We start from the raw sequence: 21113 nt of genomic DNA, 5'->3' as shown, positions 1-21113 counted from the left end.
TCTGTGGGCCCTTTTGCCCGCATAGAGGCACCCGTTGGCATACGGGCATAACGCACACATCCATCGAGGCCACACCACCGTCACCGAGGCCCGCCCGCCCACGCGGCGCGCAGAGTGTCACAGCTCCCCCAGCTCGGCGCGCAGTCAGCCGACTGGTTGGTCCACCCCCGCCGCCACGATCAGTCGGGCCGCGTTGGTGACCGAGGAGTCCTCGAAGAACTCGGCGATCGGGACTTGCACCGTGAACGCACTCTTGAGGCGGGAGACGAGCCGCAGCGCGGCCAGGGAGTGGAAACCCAGCGCGAAGATGTCCGTCCGCAGGTCGATCGTCGGCACCTTGAGCACCGCACAGTAGACCTCCGCGATCTTGAGTTCGAGCTCGCTGGCCTGCGCTTCTTCGGAGACGTCAGGCTCGCGGCTCTGCAGCGCGAGCAGGGCTGTCTGGTCGACCTTGCCGTGCGAGGTGAGCGGGAACCGTTCGACCACCGAGATGTGGGCCGGGACCAGGTGTGGGGGAAGCTGGGTGCGAACGTACGCCGCGACTGTTGCCTCGTCGGCGTGCGCACCGATCAGGAACGCGATCAGCTCGAGCTCGGCCGCTGGGTCGGCCTCGGTGCGCCGAGGCACGACCAGGCTGCTCGCCACGTCCGGATGGCCGTCGAGTACCGATTCGATCTCGGCGAGCTCGACGCGATGGCCGCGCAGTTTGAGCTGGCGGTCCACGCGGCCGAGGAATTCGAGGTCACCTTCGGTGTTCCAGCGGCCCTGGTCGCCGGTGCGATACATGAGTGCGCCCGGCTCGGCCGAAAACGGGTCCGCCACGAAGCGCTCGGCGGTCTGCTCGGGCCGGTTGAGAAAGCCGTCACAGACGCCGGGGCCGGCCAGGTAGATCTCCCCTGGCACGCCGCGTCCCACCGGTGCGAGCAACGCGTCGAGCACGTAGACGGCGGCGTGCGGCATGGGTCGTCCGATCGGCAGCGCCTCACGGTCGAAGTCGGGCCCAGGCCGGTAGGTCGTGCTGGTCACCGCCGTTTCGGTGAGCCCATAGACGTTGGTGAGCGGAATCCCGAAGTCCAACCAGCGCTGGTAGACCTCGACAGGCGCGCGTTCGCCGCCGACCAGCACGCGCCGCAAGGTGTGCGGAATGGGGACGACAGCCGGGTCGATCAGGCGCACTACTTCGATCCAGTAGGCGGTGGGGAGCTCACATATGGTGATCTCGCGCTCTCCGAGGAGGTGCAGCAGTGCCTCCGGGCCGGTCCGGCCGAGCATGCCGTCGAAGAAGACGACGCAGCCACCGGCCAGCCAGGTGGGGAAGAACTCCTCGACATGTACGTCGAAGGTCATCGCGGCGAGCTGCAGCATCCTGTCGTCCGGGCCCAGCTCGAATGTGTCCGCCGCGGCACGGGTGAACGCAGTCAGGTTGACATGGGTGACGAGGGTGCCCTTGGGCACTCCCGTCGAGCCGGAGGTGAACGGGACGTACGCGACCTGGCGGGCTGACACAGCCATGTCCGCGAGATCTTCGCCGGTCTGGGCCTCGATCGAGGAAACAACCGCCGGATCGTCGAGGGCGAGCACCTGGTGGGCCCCGGCGAAGTCCTCGGCAAAGTCCTTGGCGAGGTCCACGACCGTGAGCAGCAAGCGGGGCGCGGTCTCGGCGAGGACGTGGGCCTTGCGGCCGGCGGGTGCGTCCGGAGCCATCGGGACGTAGGCCCCGCCCGCCTTCAGCACGGCGAGGACGGCGGACGGCCAGGAGGAGCCGTGGGGCAAGGCGAGCGCCACCCGCTCGCCGGTGCGAAGACCCAGCTGACGCAGGTGCCGCGCGAGCCGGTTGGCCTGGCTGTTGAGCTGTGCGTAAGTGACCTGCGTACCGTCTTCGCGCTCGATCGCCGGCGCATCCGGGCTCTGTCGGACCCGTCGCTCGAACAGCGCGTGCAGGGTGTCCGGCTCGTCCCCCGGGACGGGCCGCCCGGTCAGCTCCCGGTCGGGCTCGGCGTCGGTTGAGGTGCGAAGGGCTCCCAGCGGGGACTCGGGGTGGGACGCGGCCTCGCCGAGCAGCGCCAGGTAGCTCTCGGCCATGGCCTCGATGGTGCCCGGGTCGAACAGCTCCCTGTCGTATTCGAACTGAAGGCTCAGCTCCCCCAGCGCGTCCACGGCGCCGAGACCGAGACGGAGCCGGGCCCCGCCGTTGGACAACTCGTACAGCTCTGTCACCGCGCAGCCCGGCAGCGTGGCCTCGAACTCCGTGGACTGCTCGAAGGAGTACGCCGTCTGGAAGAGCGGGGTCTCCTGCGAGGTGCGTTGGGCGTCGACCCGTTTGACGAGCTCGGTGAACGGCGCGTCTTGCGAGGAGAGCGCGTCGAACGTACTCAGCTGGAGTTCGCGGACCAGCGAGGCGAAGGGCACGTCCGTGTCCAACCGCAGTCGCAATGGCATGGTGTTGGCGAACAGCCCGATGAGCGACTGGTACTCGGGCCGGGTCCGGCCGGCCAGAGGCGTTCCGATCAGCAGATCGTCCTGACGGGTGCAGCGGGCCAGCAGCACGCCCCAGACACCGCCGAGCATCGCGAAGGGCGTGACCCCGAGCCGCTTGGCGCAGGCGTAGGCATCGGCCCGAAGCCGCTCTGGCACCAGGGTCGTGAACTCGTCCCCTCGGTACTCCCGGGACGCTCCTGAGCTGTGGTCGACCGACAGTGCGAGGGTCGTCGTCGCACCGGTCAGTTCCCGGGCCCACGCGTCGAGCGCGTCGTCGTACCCGCCGTCCTCGGTGAGGCGCCGCTGTTCGGCCGCGAAGTCGCGGTACTGCAGGGTGAGGTCGGGCAGATCGGGCTCATCGCCCGCGTGCCATGCGGTGTAGAGCGCGGCGAACTCGGTCCAGAACAGACGCAGCGACCAGCCGTCCGCGACGATGTGGTGCATGTTGAGGAACAGCGCGTAGGCGTCATCCTCAAGACGTAGCGCAGCAGCCCGCAGCAGCGGGCCGTTTACGAGGTCGAAGGGCTCGCGAGCGGCGGTCTCGACGAACTCACGCCACTCGTCGGGCCGGGAGCGGAAGTCGAACACAGGCAGCGCGAAGGGCTGCGGCGGATCTGTGACGAGGTAGAGCTCACCGTTTTCCTCGCCCACCCGGGAGCGCAGCACCTCGTGCCGGCGCACGATCTCGCTGACGCAGCGCGCGGCGAGGTCCGTGTCCAACGTGCCACGCAGTCGGATCACCATGGGTATTCCGTAGACACTGCGGCCCGGGGCGAGTTGTTCGGCAATCCAGATCTGCTCCTGCAGGAGGGAGAGCCTCTCGGTCTGTCGGTTGCCCATGGGTGCTCCGGTCGGGTGCGTGGCCTGCGCAGTGGTGGGTGACTCGGTCATCGTGATCCGCTCTTCCTGACAGTCGGCTAGTAACCGAGTTTCCGGTCGACGAGGCCGATCGGCTCGAGGCCGTCCGCCAGTCGACGAACGTTGCGTTGGACCAGGTCGACGAAGGGTTCGAGTGCGTGGTCCAGATCGCCGGCGCAGTGCGCGGTGATCACACAGGTGGGCAGGGACCACAGCGGGTGCTCCGGAGGAAGCGGCTCTGGGTCGGTGACGTCCAGGCCGGCTCCGGCGATCCACCCGGAGGTCAGCGCGCGAACGAGGTCATCCGTGACGACGAGCCCGCCGCGGGCCACGTTCACCAGGCACGCGTCCCGACGCATGGACTTGAGTCTGGCCGCGTCGATCAGCCCGGCCGTGTCCGCGGTCAGCGGCGCGGCGAGGAAGACCACACGGGCCTCGGGCAGCCATGCGTCGAGGCGATCGGGCGTGGCGACCTCGGCGCCCGCCATCGGGGCGCCGCTGCGGCACACCACCTTGGGGCGGACCTTGAACGGGCGCAGCAGTGCGAGCAGTGCCCGGGCGACTCCGCCGCCGCCCACCACGAGGACCTCGGCGTTCGTCAGGCCGATGGCGGGGCGCGGCAGCCAGGCGCCGGCCCGCATGGAGGCAGTGCCCTGCCGCAGCACGGTCAGCGCGAGCATGAGGGCGTGTTCGGCCACCAGCTCGGACTGGACACCCACGGCCCGGCTCCAGCGGATCCGTTCATCCATGAGCGGCAGGTAGCTTTCGACGCCGGTGCTCGCGAGTTGAACCCAGCGCACCGACGGTGCGCGCTCCAGTGCGGCTGCCAGCTCCGAGGGCTGATCGCCGGTCCAGATCAGGCCCTGGGCCTGGCCCGGCGGAGCCAGTCGTACGCCTGAATGATGCAGCGCTGTCATGAGATCGGCGGGCGCCGGCTGGGGAAGCACTGCCACCGGCAGGTCGGGAAGCATGGTCACCGGCCACTGCCCGGGTTGCCCGCCGCCGTGACGTCCGCCGTCGCGCCGGCCAGCGCTGCCACTCCGCGTACCGAATACGCGGCGAAGACCTCGCGCGGACCGAGGCTGGTGCCCAGGTGTTTGCGGATCCAGCTGATCAGCCGCAACATGAACAGCGAATCCCCTCCCAGGTCGAGCAGGTTGTCGAGCACACCGATCTCGTCGAGTCCCAGGAGCTCCGCCGCGACGGTGGCGATGCGCCGCTCGATCTCATCGGCCGGCGGCACGAACTCGGTGGGCAGGTCGGGGCGGCGCTTCGGCGGCTGCGGAAGCATCGCGTGGTCGATCTTCCGATGTGTCGTCAGCACAAACTCGTCCAGCCGGATCAGCGCCGAGGGGATCAGGTGGGTCGGCAGTTCGTCGGCGAGGAAGGAGCGCAGTTCACCGACGCTCACGGTGTCCCGGTCGGCAGTCACGTAGCCGATCAGACGCTGCTCACCCGACGCGTCCCGACCGGTCGTGACCAGGGCTTGACGCACCGCCGGGTGTCGGTCGAGGGCGGCCTCGATCTCGCCCGGTTCGACGCGATAGCCACGCACCTTGACTTGCTGGTCGCCGCGTCCGAGGAATTGCAGCCGGCCGTCGGGAAGACGGCGTACCCGATCGCCGGTGCGGTACAGCCTGGCGCCCGGAATCCCCGAGTAGCGGTCGGCGACGAACTTCTCCGCGGTGACGTCGGGCCTGCCCAGGTAGCCGCGTGCCAGCGAGTCACCGCCGATGAGCAACTCGCCCTCGGTATCGGCGGGTACGAGTTCGAGCCGCTCGTCGACGACGTACATGCGGGTTCCGGTGATGGCATCGCCTATGGACAGCACTCCGTCCTTGGGAGTCTGGCCGGGCGGCACGCTCCAGTAGGCTGCGGTCGCGGTGGTCTCGGTCGGTCCGTAGACGTGCACCAGCGGAAGATGGAAGCGGTTCCACTGCTGGACGGCTTCGGGCATGGCGCGGTCTCCGCCCATCACGACCGTGCGCAGTGACGGGGGCAGTACCCCGCCGGTGTCCACGAGGTGGTGGACCAGCAGGTGCCAGTGCGCGGTCTGCATCTCCAGCAGCGTGATGTCGTGCGCGGTGAGGAAGTCGAGCAGGGCCTCAACCGGGGAGAGCGCGACCCGGTCGGCCGGGAAGACGCTTGTCCCGCCCTGTACGAGTGGGGGGAACAGCTCCTCGAGTGCGGCGGAGAACGCGGCGGCGGCCAGCATCAGGTAGCGATCACGCGGTCCCATGCCGAACTCGGCGCTCGCGGCGGCCGCGAGATTCGCCAGGCCGAGATGGGTGATCATGACGCCTTTGGGCGCTCCGGTGGAACCCGAGGTGTAGATCACGCAGGCCAGATCGTCCGGTGCGGCTGCGGGGGCGCCGGAGCGGGGGGCCGAGCGCCCTCGGTCCGGGGCGAGCGTCGTGACGGGCAGGTTGGTCGGCCCCTCATGTGTGCCGTCCACGATGAGGATCTTGATGCCGGAGTCCGCCGCGAGGAAACTCTTGCGCTGGTCGGGGTAGTCCGGGTCGATGGGCACGTAGGCCGCTCTCGCACGCAGTACGCCGAGAATCGCGACGAGCAGGTCGACGGAGTGACGCATCATGACGCCGACGCGATCGCCGGGAAGCACGCCCGCCTCCGCCAGGCGCGCCGCCATGTGCTCGGTTTCGGCGGCGAGTTCGGCGTAGGTCAGCGTCCGCTGTGCGTCCTCGGTGGCGCAGGCGTGCGGCGTCACCCTCGCGTGCTGCTCGAGCAGGCTCGGGATGAGCTGCGGCGCGTCGTCGCGCGCTGATCGAACGTCGGCGTTCACGCGGCGGACTCCTCAGGGTTGGACGACATCGACGTCACGGGGCCCGCGGCGGCAACAGCCTGCCCTGCCATCAGCTGCACCACGGGCGTGACACCACTGCCCGGCGACACCGGGGCGCCGAGGGCCGCGAACCCGGTCTCGAGTGCGGCCAGCACGGTGACCAGGTCGAGCGGGTCGACGTGACCGCAGTGACCGATCCGCACGACGTGGTCGGCCAGTTCTCCGTTGCCGGTGGTCAGCTGGACGCCGGTGTGCTCGACCACCGCATCGACGACAGCTTGCGCGCTCACTCCGGGTGGCGTGAACGCGGCCGTCACGATGCCGTTGCGCGCCACTTCCGGGGTCAGCAGCCGCAGTCCGAGGCCGCGCAAGCCCGCTCTGGCCATCCGGCCGAGCTCAGCATGCCGCCGATGGCGCCGCTCCATGCCTTCGGCGAGTACCTGTTCCAGCGCCGCGGCCAACTGGAGCAGCACGCCGACCGCCGGCGTCCAGGGAGTACGCGGGATGGAGTGGTTCAGGCCGTCACGCGTGATCGTCCAGTCGAAGTAGAACCGCGGATGCCCGGCCTTGGCGTGCCGACGCCAGGCGCGCTCACTGACCGAGACGAAAGCGACCCCTGGCGGCGCCATCAGCGCCTTCTGGGTCCCGCTGACCACGACGTCCAACCCCCACGCGTCGGCCTGCATTTCGCAGCCGCCGACCCCGGAGGCCGAGTCCACGATCGTCAGCACGTTACGCGTCGCTCGCCCGAAGGCCTCGAGGTCGGTGACGACGCCGGTGGAGGTCTCGCAGTGCACGACGATCGCCGCGACGATCTGCGGGTCGGCCTCCAGACAGGCTTCGACAACGGCGGGGTCCGGCTCGCGCCCCGGCGCGACGTCGAGCACGACCGTCTCTAGGCCGTAAGCGCGGCACAGCTCCACCCAGCGCCTGCCGAAGGCACCGTTGTCCACCACGAGCACCTTGTCCCCTGGACTGAAGAGGTTTTGCACCGCGCTCTCGAACGCACCGGTGGTGCTAGACGTGAAGACCAGCACGTCCCCCTTGGTGCCGAGCACCTGCCTGAGCCCGTCGAGGATGCGTGTGAATGTGCGGGCGAAGTCCACGGTGCGCTCGTCGACCATGGGGTGCGTCGCCGCCGCGATGACCGCGGGCGGCAGCTGGGTCGGACCGGGTATGGCCAATCTGTCCTTGTAGATCATCTTCCTGATTCCTTCGTGCCGCGGTGGTCCGGCTTCGTCAAAGGCTCGTCCGCAGTCGAGTACCGCTCAGCCAACCGTCGCCTCACTGCCGCTGTCCGGTACGTGGGGTTCGTTCCGCGCCTGTAGCTCTGGTGGCTCAACCTTGGTCAGGGCAAGGGCGAACAGGGCCGTGCCCACGACCGCGACCACGGCACAGCCCACCAGCACCGGGCGCAGGCCGAACAGGATGCCCAGAGGGCCGGCCACGGCGAAGCCGACCGGTTGGGCGATCTCGGAGGCCATCAGGTCGAAGGCGGCCACCCGGCCGAGTACCTTGCTCGGTACGGCTCGCTGCATGAGGGTCTGGAAGAACACTCCTTGCAGGCCGATCGCGCAGCCGGAGAGCACTGCGGCACCCGCCACCACCACCGTCGGCACGCCGGAGCCGAGGGCCAACGCCTCGAAGACGATCAGCGGTGGCAGCCACGCTATGAAGATCACCGGTCGCTTCGGCTTGATCCGGCTGGAGGTGAACTCCGCGCAGAGCACGCCGATGGTCATGCAGGTGCCGATGACACCCCAGGCCGCGGGACCGCCCAGATGGGTGTCGGCCACCATCGGGCCGAGGACCGCGAGGGGAGCCAGCAGGACCATCGAGAACAACGTCCACTGCAAGGTGAGCAGCCAGAGCCAGGGGCGCTTTCGAAACTCCTGCCAGCCTTGCTTCAGCTGCGTGACGACCGTCCCGCCTTCGTGCTCCGGTTCGGCTTCGCGCCGGGCGGGGATCCTGGCGAATACGAGGCAGAGAGTGATGAAAGCCATCAGCACGCTCTCCACCAGGAAAGCGGCTCCCGAACCCCATGCCGCCACGACGAATCCTGCCGCCGCGGGGGCCACCGTCCAAGCCAGTGAGGAAAAGGCGCCGACCAGCGCATTGGCCTCGTCCAGGTCTTCTCTCGCAACGATGTCCGGCATGATCGCCATGCTGGCCGGGCCGAACAGCGCGTCGGCGCCGCCATATACGACGGCCAGAGCGAAGAACCAGGCGAGGGTCGCGGTATCGGTGAGGAGCCCTATCGCCAAGGTCGCCGCCGCGGTCAGGCGTACGATCGACGAAACGGTGAGCAGAGCGGCACGCGGAAAGCGGTCCGCCGCGACGCCGGCAAACAGCGACAAGGCGAGCGAGACCGCCGCCTGAACTCCGAGGACGAGGCCGAGGTCACTCGCAGAACCAGTGGTGTGGAGAATACCGAAGCTCTCCGCGACCGGCAGGAAGCCGTTGGCCATGCTGGAGCCGAGACGGGCGGCCAATAGGCAGGTGAAGTTTCGGTTGGTCAGCAGCCTTCTGCGTTTGCTTCGGCGTCTTATTTTGTCGGAGACCTCTACATCGCTCATTGCGTCTCTTTCCGCGCGTGCTGGTTTCAGGTCCGAGGGGTCCTCAGAAGGTTGTCGCCTCGACCAGGGACTTGGGCCGCATGTCCGTCCAGTTCCGTTTCACGTACTCCAGGCAGTCCTCTCGCCCGGCTTCGCCGTGCACCACGGTCCAGCCGTTGGGCACGGTGACGGCGGCGGGCCACAACGAGTGCTGTCCCTCAGCATTGACCAGCACCAGGTACACGCCGTCTTGGTCCTCGAATGGATTCGCCACTGCTCTCACTCCCATACGTAGTTGTCGAAATGTGTCGGCGGCCGCTCAACTCGATATGCGTGGCACGTCGACTGTGCTGATCGGCGCATCCGGGTCCGCGGCAAGAGCGGCCAGCGTCCGCCGGTAACCGTCGGCCACGTGCTGGGCGGTCTCCGGTTCGAACAGGTCGAGCTGGTACTCCAGGAACGCGTCCATACCGGCCGGCTTCTTGTCCGGGCCGAAGTTCTCCCGCAGGCTCAACGCCAGGTCGAACATGGAGCTGCCGGCGTCGATGTCCACGGGCACGTCGGTCAATCCGTCGAACTTGAGCCCGGCTTCGGTGTCGGACTCCAGGGTCAACATGACCTGGAAAAGCGGGTGTCGGGACCGCGAGCGGGCCGGATTGAGTTCCCTGACCAGGTGATCGAAGGGGATGTCCTGGTTGTCGTAGGCATCGAGGGCGACGGCCTGGACCCGTTTGACCAGGTCTCGCAGACTCGGGTCGCCGGAGACGTCAACGCGGAACACCAGCAAATTGACGAAGTACCCGACGAGATCGGTCAGCGCGTCATCCATGCGGCCGGCCACGGGTGAGCCGATCGGAATGTCGGTGCCCGCACCGAGCTTGCTCAGCAGCGCCGCAAACCCGGCCTGCAAGGCCATGAACATGGTCGCGTTTTCGGTGCGGGCGACCTCGGTCAGTGCCGTATGCAGATCGGCGTCGAGGGTGAACTCGATGGTGCCCCCGGCGAAGTCCGACATCGGTGGGCGCGGGTGATCCGCCGGCAACGGCAGTTCCTGGGGAATGCCGTCGAGCACCGCACGCCAGTGCGCGAGCTGTCTCGACGCCAGGCTGTCCGGGTCCTCCTCGCGGCCCAGCAATTGCCTCTGCCAGAGTGTGTAGTCGGCGTACTGGACAGGCAGCGGCGGCCAATTCGGCTCGGCACCACGGCGCCGCGCCGCGTAGGCCCGGGCGAGGTCCCGGGTGAGCGGCCCGAGCGACCAGCCGTCGCTGACGATGTGGTGCATCGAGATGAGCAGCACGTGCTCCTGCGGCCCCAGTACGAACAGCCATGCCCGAAGGGGCAGGTCGCGCACGAGGTCGAAGGGGCGTTCCGAGGCCTCGTACATCGCCGGACGCAGCTCTTCCTCGGCGAGCTCCTCGTACTCCAGCCTTACCGCGCATTCCGAGATGTCCAGGACGACCTGGTGCGGCACGCCCTTACCGTCCCGGATCACCGTGCGAAGCACTTCGTGTCGCTGCACGACGTCTCGCAGTGCCTCCTCCAAGGCTGTTCTGTCCAGCTGCCCGGTCAGCCGCGAAGCGAGCTGCATGGTGTACACCGAGCTGCCCGGATTCATCTGATGGATGAACCACAGTCCGAGCTGCCCCAACGACAGAGGGATCATGACTGGTCCCACACGGCGCTTTGCCGCTGGTGGCTCGGGAGGAGTGCCGGCCGGGTGATGGCGGCGATCTGACCGGAGTCGATCTGCGCCGCGAGCAACGCCGCGGTAGGCGCCTGGAACAGGGCCTTGATACCGATCTCCACACCCATGACACTGCGGATCCGGCTCAGCAGACGCACCGCGTGCAGAGACTGGCCGCCGAGTTCGAAGAAGCTCTCGTCCACACCGACCGAAGCGAGATCCAGCACCTCGCAGATCAGCTTGCACAGTTGCTGCTCGCGCGCGGTGCCCGGGCTGCGATCGGTGACAGATGTGCGCTGGTCCGGCTCGGGCAGGTTGCGCCGGTCCACCTTGCCGTTCGTGGTCAACGGCAGGTACCGCAGGCGCACCACGGCAGACGGAAGCATGTAACCGGGCAGCTGGGACGCGGCGTGGGCGAGGATCTCCTCGTCGGGCGCCCGGGCCACTACGTAGGCGACGACGTGCCGCAGTCCCGGCCTGTCCTCGCGCACCACCACGGCGGTCTGTTCCACGTCCGGGTGCGCTGCGATCACGTTCTCGATCTCGCCGAGCTCGATCCGGAAGCCGTTCAGCTTGACCTGGTCGTCCCGGCGCCCGACGAACTCGAGATTCCCGTCGTCACGCCAACGGGCCCGGTCTCCGGTGCGATACATCCGCCCCCCGGCCGGACCGAAGGGACAGGCGACGAAACCGGACGCGGTGAGGTCGGGCCGGCCGAGATATCCGCGGGCCAGCCCGGCGCCGCCGAGGTACAGCTCGCCCGCCACGCCCACCGGCAGCGGCCGCAGGCCCTCGTCCAGGACGAAGATCTGGGTGCCGGCGATCGGCCGGCCGATGGGTGGCGGTTCGTTCCCCTCGTTCCCCGTCAGCGGGCCGCTCAGCGTCGCGCACACCGTGGCCTCGGTGGGCCCATAGGCATTGAACACGCTGCAACGCCCGGACCAGCGTGCGGCGAGGTCGGCGGTCAGGCTCTCCCCCGCCACCACGATGGTCAGGTCCGCGGGCAGATCCTCGTCGGGGGAGAGCGAGGCGAGTACCGAGGGCGGCAGGGTCACGTGCGTCACGGTCTCTCGCACGAGCAGTGCTTCGAACGAGCCCCCGACGAAGTCGTGAAGGCCCGGGACGAACACCGCCGTAGCGCCGCTGAGCAGGGCCATGCAGAGCTCCGAGACGGAGGCGTCGAAACTCGGACTGGCGAATTGCAGGACCCTGCTGTCGGACCGTACGCCGAATGCCTCGATCTGCGCGCCGGAGAGCCCGGCGAGACCCTCGTGCGTGACTGCCACGCCCTTGGGTGTCCCGGTCGAACCGGAGGTGTAGATGACGTAGGCCGGGTGCGCGGGGGTGAGTGGGTGCGACCGCTGTGCGTCGGAGAGGTTCGATGCGTCCGCGTCCGCGCCCGCGTCACGCCCGGTCTGCTGTTCGTCGAGGACCAGGAGCGGCGTCGTCCAGGGCTGGGCCGTGGCGCCATTGGCATCGGTCAGCAGCAGGGCCGGACGCGCGTCGCCGACGATGTACTCGATTCGCTTGGCCGGGTAGGCCGGGTCGAGCGGGAGGAACGCGGCACCCGCCTTGCTGATGGCGAGGATGGCCAGGACGAGGAGCGGGCCGCTGGGCAACGCGACCCCCACCAGCTCCTCGGGTCCCGTTCCGCGGGCGATCAGAGCTCTGGCAAGCCGGTTGGCCCGCTCGTTGAGTTGTCGGTAGCTCCACCGCAAGTCGCCGCAGGAGACCGCACACGCGTCGGGGCGCAGCGCGACCTGGGCCTCGAAGAGCGAGGGGAGGACGACGGGATCGTACGAGGTGCCGTCCCCGCTCCCCTGCGTCACCAGCAGAGCGTGCTCCGCCTTCGAGGCCAGTGGAATCTCGCACAACGGTCGGTTCGGCGAGCGGACCGCGTTGGCGAGGAAGGTGGTGTAGTGCGTCGCGATGCGGCGGATCGTCTCCGGCGCGAACAGGTCGGTCGCGTACTCGATTTCCGCTTCGAGCCGGCCGTCCCGCTCGACGACCTCGATACTCAGGTCGAGTTTGCTGGCGGTGCGCGGTGGCGGTGCGGCGCCCTCGATCGTCACTCCCGCGACGTGCAGGGACTCCTCGAGCGCCTCGTCGTAGACGAACGCCGTCTGGAAGAGCGGATTGCGGCTCGGGTCGCGGGGCGGACGAAGTCGCTCGATGACCTTCTCGAGCGGCGCTTCCTGATGGACGAGACCTTCGATGGAGGCCCGGCGCGTCTGGTTGACCAGGCCGAGGAAGGTCTGATCCCGCTCCGGGCGTACCCGGAGGGCCAGGACATTGACGAACATGCCGATCAGTTCCTCGGTGCCCGGCTCGGTCCGACCGGCCATAGGGGTGCCCACCAGCAGGTCCTCTTGGCCCGCGTAGCGGCCGAGAACGGCGGCCCAGCCGGCGAGCATGACCACGTAGGGGGTGACGCTCCAGCGGCGGGCCGCCTCCGTGAGTTCGCCACCCAGCGAAGCCGGCAACGTGAAGGAGTGGCTGGCGCCATGGAAGCTCATGCGTGCGGGACGCCGGTAATCGGTAGGCAGTTCAAGGGCGAAGGACGCGTCCTTGAGCTGGGTGCACCAGTGCTCGACCTGACCGTCCAACAGGCCCTCGTCGAGCGAGCGACGTTGCGCGACGGCGTACTGCCCGTAGGCGACAGGCAGCACGGGGAGTTCGGGTGTGCGGCCCTCGGCCCCCGCGGCAAGGAGTTCGGCGAGCTCCTGGACCAATACGCCGGCCGAGACCCCATCGAAGATCAGGTGATGTATGTCCACCAGCAGGCGGTGGTCCGCGGGATTGAGGCGGTACAAGCCGAACCGTACGAGCGGCCCGTGCAAGAGGTCGAACGGAGCTGCCGTCGCGGCGCTCACCCGCTCCATCATCTCCTGCTCCGAGGCGACATCCTGTGGATCGAGTCTGACGGATTGTGCGGGGACGACGACGAAGCGGGGCGAGCCGGAGCCGATGGACACCACGGAGTGCAGCACTTCGTGCCGTTCAACGATGTGGGTCAGAGCCTGCTCGAGCAGCCCGGGGTCCAGCTCGCCGCGCAGGGCGAACACGACCGGGGCTCCGTAGTGCGAGCCCCCGTCGGCGAGCTGCTCGGAGACCCAGATCCGCTCCTGTGCCAGGGAGAGGGGGAAATCCCTGGAAAGAGCGGCATCCACGTCAACGCGGCGGTCCTGGCTGTCGTTTGGTTGTGTCGCGGAGTCTTGGGCAGTCGACACTGACGTCTCCCAGTCGGTTCCGGGTACGGTCCGTCCGGCCGCGTGGGCCGAGGCGTTGTAGGTCGTCAATGGATCACTCGCGCGTCGTGGCTGGTTCTGCGGTCGCGCGACTTGCGCAGGTCGCGCGCCACGTTCAGCCTCTTGAGCCAGCGGTCCGTGCCGTCGAAGCGGGCCGTGAACGGCACCCTGCCGTGCACGATCTTGTAGTTGTCCAGGAAGAGCAGTTCACCCGGTTCGAGCACGTAATCGCGTATGTTGCGATCGACTTCCGCCTCGATGGCCTTCATCGCGCGGGCGCTGTCCGGGTCGGCGTATGCGTCCTCCATGAAGAACGGATCGATGCGCAGATAAGGTGCCTCGCGGTCGCCGAAGAGGATGGCGACCCGGTCGGGCTCGCTGTCCTTGGCCATGATCCATTCGTAGCTGCGCGCGAGCAGCTCGCGTTCGCGCGCCGACATCTCCCGGTTGTCTTCGGCGTGGTGCGGCAGATGCGAGCGGTCGGGCTTGATCGGGTACCGCTCCTGACCGAGCAGGTCCCTGATCTCATCGGTGAGCTCGAGGTCGTCGACCGAGGCGAAGGTCGTTGCCACCCGGTCGTGGTTGCGCAGGCACGCCAGGCCGAGGTAGTCGGCCCGCAGCGGGTGGAAGGCCTCCTCGGTGTGCCAGGTCAGCAGTTCTTCGCTGCCCGAGCCGAGCTGCTCGTTCTCGTGACCCTTGATCGGGAAGATGTCGTGCATGATCCGGCCGTCCTGCTGCGTCGCCCAGGCGATGGGATCGCCCAGCAGGGACGCGCAGAGCATGAAGTACACCTCCGCGGGGAACGTGGACGCCCGGCCGACATGGGTACGCCAGTGCTCGGGAGTGGGCCCGACGGCGACGTCGTCGATCCGGAAGCCGCGGATGGACAGCACGCCACCGGAAGCCTCCAGGCGGAACGCGTTCAACTCGGCCCGCAGCCGCTGCGGCAGCTCATGTGCGTACACCGCGCACTGCCGGACGAACTCCGGGTCACTGACCGACTGGAACTTGGCCGTGAGTGACGTGAGTAGTTCGTCGACTGTCTTCAATTCGATGTCTGAGAGTTCAATGCTCTGCATGTTCGTCAGGGTTCCTTTCCGCCTCAGGGTTGGGGACTCGCGGCGAACTCAGCGCCCAAAATGTCCAGGCCCTTGCTCAGTTGGCCGCGATCGCCGCCGAAACCGAGCCGGACGCGGCACGGGTGGTCGAATGCCCGGCCGGGGACGAGCAGTATGTTGCTGGTCTCTCCCAGCCGCCGGCACAGCTCGGTCGTGTCCTGCCACGGGCGCAATCGCGGGAACGCTGTCACTCCGCCGAGGGGCAGCGGGAGATCGACACGGTCCTCGTGCCGCGCGGCCCAGTCGGTCAGCAGGCGCCGGTTGGCCTTGGCGTTCTGCAGCCTGGGAGCGATGAACACGTCCGCACGCTGTACGACGCGCAGCGCTATGTACTCGAGAAGCGGGGAGAGGCTGAGGGTGATGCGGTCGCGCAGGTTGGTCATCGCCCGAAGAAGCTCCGGGTCGGCCATGCACCATCCGAAACGCATGCCGGGTAGACCAAAAGCCTTGGAGAAGGTTCCGATCGACACAGTGCGCGGATACGTCAGTCCGGGGTCCGGCAGCGGCGCGTCATCGTAGACCAGGTCCGTGAAAGCGCCGTCCCACAGGAGATGGGCGCCAACACTGTCAGCAATCTCCAGCAGGCGACGGAAACCGGCGAGGTCGAGTGTCGCGCCGGTCGGGTTGTGCGGAAAGTTGACCACAATAACCTTGGTGCGCGCAGTGACGATCCTCGCGAGTTCCTCCACGTCGGGCCGGAATCCGTCCTCCTCGCGCAGCTGCCAGCGCAGGACTTCGCACCCCATGGACTCTGCGACGGATACGTGCGAGTGGTAGGCCGGGTGCAGGGCGACGACTTGGTCGCCCGGCTCGAGGAGGGTCTGGAGCGCGACGTAGATGGCTTCGCTGCCGCCGTGCGTCAGCATCACCCTGCGCGCGTCACCGTCCCCCCAGCGCGAGGCGATGGCCTCGCGCAGGTCGTCCCGGCCCAGGCACGGACTGTCCCGGAAAACAATTTCGTCCAGATATCCGGGCTCGATGCCGGCAAGTTCTCGCACCTGCCCGAGTGAGTAGTCGAGAACCCCACTCGACCCGATGTCTATCGCCGCGTCATGATAGTGGTCGCGCATCCAGTCTTCGAGCAATGCCCCATCAAAATTCATCGTTCTCCAGAACCTTCTCAGTTCGGCAGAGATGCTGGACTTGCGTTTCTGGTCCAAGGACGGTGATTCCTCAAACACCCGGATCGAGGGTGTGAGGTCTTCTGCGGAGCAATGTATGTCCTCCCCGATAGGGGCAGTTGACAGATATTGCCCCCTGCGGGATCTGCGTTGCTGCCCGTGCGTCGACGAGTCGGGCGGCCGTCGGTCCACACCGTGGCCACCGTGACGACGCCGTGCCGTCGCCGGCGGCTCGGTGAGCCGCGGCTGAATTCCACGGCCCAGAAAGGCTGTTGTCGATCGTTGCCCGATATTCGATCAATATTGCTGCGTCAACTGCCGCCGTCGATCCGGCTGTTAAGGTTCCGGAGCGCGATTCCGAGCAAACTCCGTGACAGCGAAGGTGATTTCCTTGGTGGACATGCGAGCAGGGTTCGACTATGACAGCCATGACCCGGCGATAGCGGTGGACCCGTTTCCGACCTATGCGAAACTCCGCGAATCCTGCCCGGTGCAGTGGAGCCGCGCATGGGACGGCTATTGGGTCACAACCGGCCACCGTGAGGTGACCTCGGCGGCCCGCGATGCCCGGACCTTCCACACCGCGCAGGACAGGGCGGACGGTACGGTGCAGGGGGTGACCATTCCCTCACTCGGGCAGAGCAACCGGATGATACCGCTGGAACTCGACTCGCCGGAGTGCCTGAAGTACCGCAAGCTGATCTCCGTGTTCTATTCCCCGAAGCAAGTCGCTGCGCGCGCCGGCGAGGTCCGGCAGCTGGCGGCGGCTTGTATCGACGAGGTGATCGAGCGCGGCGAGTGCGACATCGTTCTGGCGATGACCGAGAAGCTGCCCAGCATTCTGACCATGCGGGACATCGGACTGCCCGAGGAGCGGTGGTTCGACATCGACTCCCTCCTCTACCGGGCGCTTTTCGCCGCTCCGCACGATCCGGCTACAGCCCGCGAATGCGCGCAACTGATCTGCCTGGAGCTGGTGGAAGCACTCGACGCGCAACGGGACGGCGACAAGCGGGGGCTGCTCGGGCACCTGGCGGCCAGTGAGGTGGACGGAGCACCGATACCGGACGATGACATCGTTTCGATGATGTATTTGCTGCTGCTCGGCATCCATCCGACGTCGAGCGTGACGGCGATCGCGCTCCGCACCCTGGCCCAGCAACCCGAGTTGCGGTCCCGGCTGATGTCCGACCGCTCGATGATCCGCACCGCCGTGGACGAATTCCTGCGGTGGGTCTCGCCCGTTCAGAGCACGGGCCGGATTGCCGCCGAGGACGTCGAACTCGGCGGGCAGCGCATCGCCCGGGGCGAGCAGATGCTGCTCGGGTGGGCCGCGGCGAACCGCGACGATTCCGTCTTCCCGCAGGCGGACCGGATCGACCTGAACCGCGACGCCGGCCGCCACCTCGCTTTCGGTGCCGGCCAGCACTATTGCGTGGGCGCGGCCATGGTGCGAGAGATGTTCACGGCGATGCTGGAGGAAGTGTTCGACCGGATGCCGGACTACACCGTCGCCGATGACGCGGCGATCGAATGGTTTCCGGATCTGACCCCCGTATACGGGATCAAGGCTCTGCCGATACGGTTCGCGCCCGGCCGATAGGCCGGGCGTCGTTCATGGCCGAGGAGTCGGCCGGCCCGGGGGACGTACTGCGGGACGCGGGGCCGGGGACGGGGGATGGCCCCGGCCCCGCGTCCCGGGCGGCACGTCAGGGGTTGACGTGGCCGCCGTCCATGGGGCGCCCCGCTGTCATCAGGTTCTTCAGGTCCCGGGCGTACTTGGCGACGAGGTCGCGTGTGACGCCCGGGATCTCCCCGTGCCCGGCGATCGCGCCGGCCCGGACGGCGGCGCGGAACCGTTCGGAGGGGAAGATGGATCCGGGTACCGGGTCCTCGGGCTCCTTGTAGCCGTGCAGGATGGGCAGCGCCGCGTACTGCCGCTGTGCCTGGGGCAGGGCGCGCAGCGCCGCCTCGAGCCGCAGATACCACTCGGCGTAGTCGTCCACCCGCTCGATGGCGTGGCCGTCCTGCGCGAGCCAGTCGACGATCGCGTCGAGGGAGACGCCGTCGTCGTGGGGGTTCACGAGGCTGAACGTCCGGTACCCGGACGGGGCTTCAGCGGCGCCGCGGCCCCCCAGCGCCACCATGGCAGCAACCGTGAAGTCGACGGGCAGGCCGTCGTAGTGGGCGCGTTCGCCGTCCGCGCGGTAGAAGCTGCGCGGCGCGATTCCAGTGGCGAGCACGCTGAACAGGAGGCGGCTGAACACGTCGGTGGCGTTGAGCTGTCCGCCGTACCGGCTGTGCGCGAGGATCATGCTGGACCGGAAGGCCGTGACCGGCAGTCCGCACAGGTCGTGCGCCTCCCGCAGCAGCACTTCGCCGGCCCATTTGCTGGTCGCGTACCCGTTGGCGTAGCCATCGTCGACGTTCAGGGCGGGTATGGCGCCGCGGACGTCGGTGTCCTCGTCGAGGGCCGGTCGGCAGGAGTCGGCGACCCCGACGCTGGAGACGTAGGTGATCGGCTTCGCCCGGTGGGTGAGGGCCAGCCGGACGACTTCGGCCGTGCCGACGACGTTGGCCTCGAAGAGGTGCGGGTACGGCAGGAGGTGGTTCACCAGCGCACCGGCGTGGACGATCAGGTCGACCTCGTCGGCCAGCCGGTCCCAGACCGCCTCGTCCAGGCCGAGCCGCGGTTCCGCCATGTCACCCGCCACCACCTCGAGATGGGCCGCGGCCAGTTCCTCGTACGTCCGCACCAGCTCCGGGTCGCCGCTGTCGAAGGCCGCGTTCAGCCGCTGCCGGGCCGCGGCGGCGTCGCTGCCGCGCACCAGGGCGATCAGCCGGCCGCCGGCCGGCGCCAGAGTCTGCAGCCATTCCAGGGCGAGGAAGCGGCCGAGGTAGCCGTTCGCGCCGGTCAGCAGCACGGTGCGCGGCTCCCGCTCGGCGCGGGGCAGCGCGGGGGCGTCGGCGAGGAGGTGTGCGTCGAGGAACTTGTCGAGGGTGAGGTCCTTCGCGTGGACCTCGGTCACGCCCTCGCCGTGCACCGAGGCGAAGGTGGGCCGCCGCACGGCCGAAACACGGTGAGCACGGCGCCCGGCGCCCTCGCCCCCTTCCTTGAATCCCACGATGCGGATCGTCATTTCCTTGAGCGTGACCGGTTCCAGGAACAGCTCGATCGGTACGTCGATGTCCAGCTCGTCGCGGAGCCGTCCGGCCAGATGCACGGACGTCAGCGAGTCGCCGCCCGCGTCGAGGTACGTCTTCCCCAGACCGGCGGGCCCGTCGAGATCCAGCGCCTCGATCACCAGCTCGGTGACTCTGTCCTCCAGTTCGCTGCCCAGTGCGGGCGCCGCGCTCTCGGCCGGCGCTTGAGCAACCGGCGCTTGAGCGGCCGACGTGCGAGCAGCCGACGTGCGAGCAGCCGACGTTTGAGCGGCGGCACGGCCGCGCAGCGTCAGCGCGCCGTAGCTCTCGCCCGCGAACGGGTACGACGGGAGCCGTACCCGGCGCACCTCGCCGTCGAGCGCCGGCCAGGTCACCTCCTCGCCGCGCAGCCACGCCTCCCCCGACGGGTCCCGCACCGGATCCGTGTGACCCTCGGCCAGTGCCATGAGCTTGTCCGACACCTCCTGCACGTCGGCGGCGACCACGTAGGCACGCACGGGCATCCCGACCCGGCCGGTGCGCAGGGTGTGCGCGACATCGGCGAGGGCGGGGGCGTCGGCCTCGTGCAGACGTGCCGCCAACCGTGCTGCCACGAGGGCGAGTTGACGCGCGGTACGGGCCGACAGCGGCAGGACCGTCGGGCGGCCGTCGGCCTTCGCGCGCGGCTCGCGTGCCGGTGCCTCCTGCGCCACCACGTGCACGTTCGTGCCGCCCATGCCGACCGACGTCACGCCGGCAAGCCGGGGCAGGTCCGGCCTGCGCGGCCAGTGACGGGTCTCGGTCACCAGCCGCAGCGGCGAGTCCCGCAGGGCAGCCATCGGGCTCGTGACGTTCACCGTCGGGGCCAGGGTGGCGTGCTCCAGCATCAGGACCGTCTTGATCAGCGCCGCCACACCGGCCGCCGCGTCGGCGTGCCCGATGTTCGACTTCACCGAACCGAGCGCGATGCCGACGCCGCCGTCGATGCCGGCTCGGGCGTCGAGACCGGCTCGGGAGGTGAACGCCGCGCTCGCCGCCGCCAGTTCGATCCGGTCGCCCAGCTCGGTCCCGGTCCCGTGCGCCTCCACGTACTGCGCCGCCGACGGCTCCAGCCCCGCCGCAGTCCACGCCTCGGTGATCGCGGCCGTCTGCCGGTCCACGCCCGGGGCGGTGAAGCCGACCTTGCCGGCCCCGTCGTTGGTGACGGCCGTGCCTCGGATCACCGCGCGCACCGGGTCGCCGTCGGCGAGCGCGTCCTCCAGCCGCCGCAACACCAGCACGCCCACCCCGCTGCCCGGCACTGTGCCGGCCGCCTTCTCGTCGAAGGGGCGGCAGCGGCCGTCGGGAGAAGAAGTCCCGCCCTGGTAGTAGACGTAGCCCTCCTTGCGCGGGGCGCCGATGGAGACACCGCCCGCGAGCGCGGTGTCGCACTCGCCGAGCAGCAGGGCCTGGACGGCGACATGGACCGCCGTCAGCGAGGACGAGCAGGCCGTCTGGACCATCATGCTCGGCCCGTCCAGGCCCAGCCGGTAGGAGACCCAGGGCGCCAGGAACTCGCGGTCGGTGAGGAGCCGCACCTGCATCGCGCCGATCGACGCGGCGAGCGCCGGGTCCGTCTCGGCGGCCAGCGCGTGCTCCGTCGAACTGCCGCCCATGTAGACGCCGGTGCGGGACGGTGCGTTCAACGGGGCGTACCCTGCGTCCTCCAACGCCGACCAGGCGGTCTCCAGGAGCACCCGGTGCTGCGGGTCCAGGGCGGCCGCCTCGGTGCGGTTGAAGCCGAAGAGCTCGGCCTCGAAACGGTCCGCGTCCGCGAGATATCCCTGTACCGGGACGAACGCGGGATGACGCAGCTCGGCCGGGTCCGTCCCCTCGGCGAGCAGTTCCCTCTCGGTGAACTCGGACAGCGAGCAGACGCCGTCGCGCAGGTTGGCCCAGTAGGCGTCGAGGTCGCGGGCGCCGGGGAAGCGTCCGCTCATCCCCACGACGGCCACCGCCTGCTCAAGCTCGTGCTGTGCGGCTTCCTCGGTGGTCATCGCGTCGTGCCCTTCTTGGAACGGAGCTTGTGCGGGGCGGCTGTGATGAGGTCCTGGTACTCCGGGTG

At 68.8% G+C, this 21113-nt stretch carries 12 protein-coding genes; 1 reads left to right on the top strand and 11 read right to left on the bottom strand.

Annotated elements, in window-relative coordinates:
- Positions 1 to 144: 144 nt before the first annotated feature.
- The 10 genes from AC07DO_RS37515 to vioD form a co-directional block, all read right to left on the bottom strand.
- On the bottom strand, positions 145 to 3369 hold the full coding sequence (locus AC07DO_RS37515) for a non-ribosomal peptide synthetase (protein ID WP_479066576.1): 3225 nt from the start codon (positions 3367 to 3369) through the stop codon (positions 145 to 147).
- 26 nt (positions 3370 to 3395) lie between these two features.
- The gene (locus AC07DO_RS37510; RefSeq protein ID WP_479066574.1) at positions 3396 to 4253 is read right to left on the bottom strand and encodes an NAD(P)-dependent oxidoreductase; all 858 of its coding nucleotides are present in this window, start codon (positions 4251 to 4253) and stop codon (positions 3396 to 3398) included.
- A 56-nt stretch (positions 4254 to 4309) separates the two neighbouring features.
- A complete protein-coding gene (locus tag AC07DO_RS37505; RefSeq protein WP_479066572.1) occupies positions 4310 to 6139 on the bottom strand; it encodes a non-ribosomal peptide synthetase in 1830 nt (609 codons plus the stop codon).
- The gene (locus tag AC07DO_RS37500; RefSeq protein ID WP_479066570.1) at positions 6136 to 7341 is read right to left on the bottom strand and encodes a pyridoxal-phosphate-dependent aminotransferase family protein; all 1206 of its coding nucleotides are present in this window, start codon (positions 7339 to 7341) and stop codon (positions 6136 to 6138) included. The genes AC07DO_RS37505 and AC07DO_RS37500 overlap by 4 nt, the downstream gene beginning before the upstream one ends.
- 66 nt (positions 7342 to 7407) lie before the next feature.
- The gene (locus AC07DO_RS37495) at positions 7408 to 8715 is read right to left on the bottom strand and encodes an MFS transporter (RefSeq protein ID WP_479066568.1); all 1308 of its coding nucleotides are present in this window, start codon (positions 8713 to 8715) and stop codon (positions 7408 to 7410) included.
- A gap of 43 nt (positions 8716 to 8758) precedes the next feature.
- Complete coding sequence (locus tag AC07DO_RS37490) at positions 8759 to 8968, bottom strand: MbtH family protein (RefSeq protein ID WP_479066566.1); 210 nt, start codon at positions 8966 to 8968, stop codon at positions 8759 to 8761.
- 45 nt (positions 8969 to 9013) lie between these two features.
- Positions 9014 to 10357 carry a condensation domain-containing protein gene (locus AC07DO_RS37485; protein ID WP_479066564.1) on the bottom strand — a complete coding sequence of 448 codons (1344 nt, stop codon included), beginning with the start codon at positions 10355 to 10357 and terminating at the stop codon, positions 9014 to 9016.
- Positions 10354 to 13548 (bottom strand): non-ribosomal peptide synthetase, encoded by a 3195-nt coding sequence (locus tag AC07DO_RS37480; protein WP_479066562.1) that lies wholly within the window; start codon positions 13546 to 13548, stop codon positions 10354 to 10356. Before AC07DO_RS37480 ends, AC07DO_RS37485 begins: the two co-directional genes overlap by 4 nt.
- 125 nt (positions 13549 to 13673) lie before the next feature.
- Positions 13674 to 14705 (bottom strand): guanitoxin biosynthesis L-enduracididine beta-hydroxylase GntD, encoded by a 1032-nt coding sequence (gntD, locus tag AC07DO_RS37475; RefSeq protein WP_479066560.1) that lies wholly within the window; start codon positions 14703 to 14705, stop codon positions 13674 to 13676.
- A 23-nt stretch (positions 14706 to 14728) separates the two neighbouring features.
- On the bottom strand, positions 14729 to 15904 hold the full coding sequence (gene vioD, locus AC07DO_RS37470; RefSeq protein ID WP_479066558.1) for a capreomycidine synthase: 1176 nt from the start codon (positions 15902 to 15904) through the stop codon (positions 14729 to 14731).
- A gap of 331 nt (positions 15905 to 16235) precedes the next feature.
- Between vioD and AC07DO_RS37465 the strand changes: the two genes are divergently transcribed.
- Positions 16236 to 17468, top strand: a complete 1233-nt coding sequence (locus tag AC07DO_RS37465; protein ID WP_479066556.1) for a cytochrome P450 — start codon at positions 16236 to 16238, stop codon at positions 17466 to 17468.
- A gap of 106 nt (positions 17469 to 17574) precedes the next feature.
- Here AC07DO_RS37465 and AC07DO_RS37460 read toward each other — a convergent pair whose 3' ends face one another.
- Positions 17575 to 21045, bottom strand: coding sequence for a thioester reductase domain-containing protein (locus tag AC07DO_RS37460; RefSeq protein WP_479066554.1), 3471 nt, complete (start codon positions 21043 to 21045; stop codon positions 17575 to 17577).
- Between the last annotated feature and the right edge of the window lie 68 nt (positions 21046 to 21113).

This window comes from Streptomyces sp. NPDC045678, assembly GCF_056432085.1.
The sequence above is the reverse complement of the archived record's forward strand: the minus strand, read 5'-3'. Positions and strand labels throughout refer to the sequence as shown.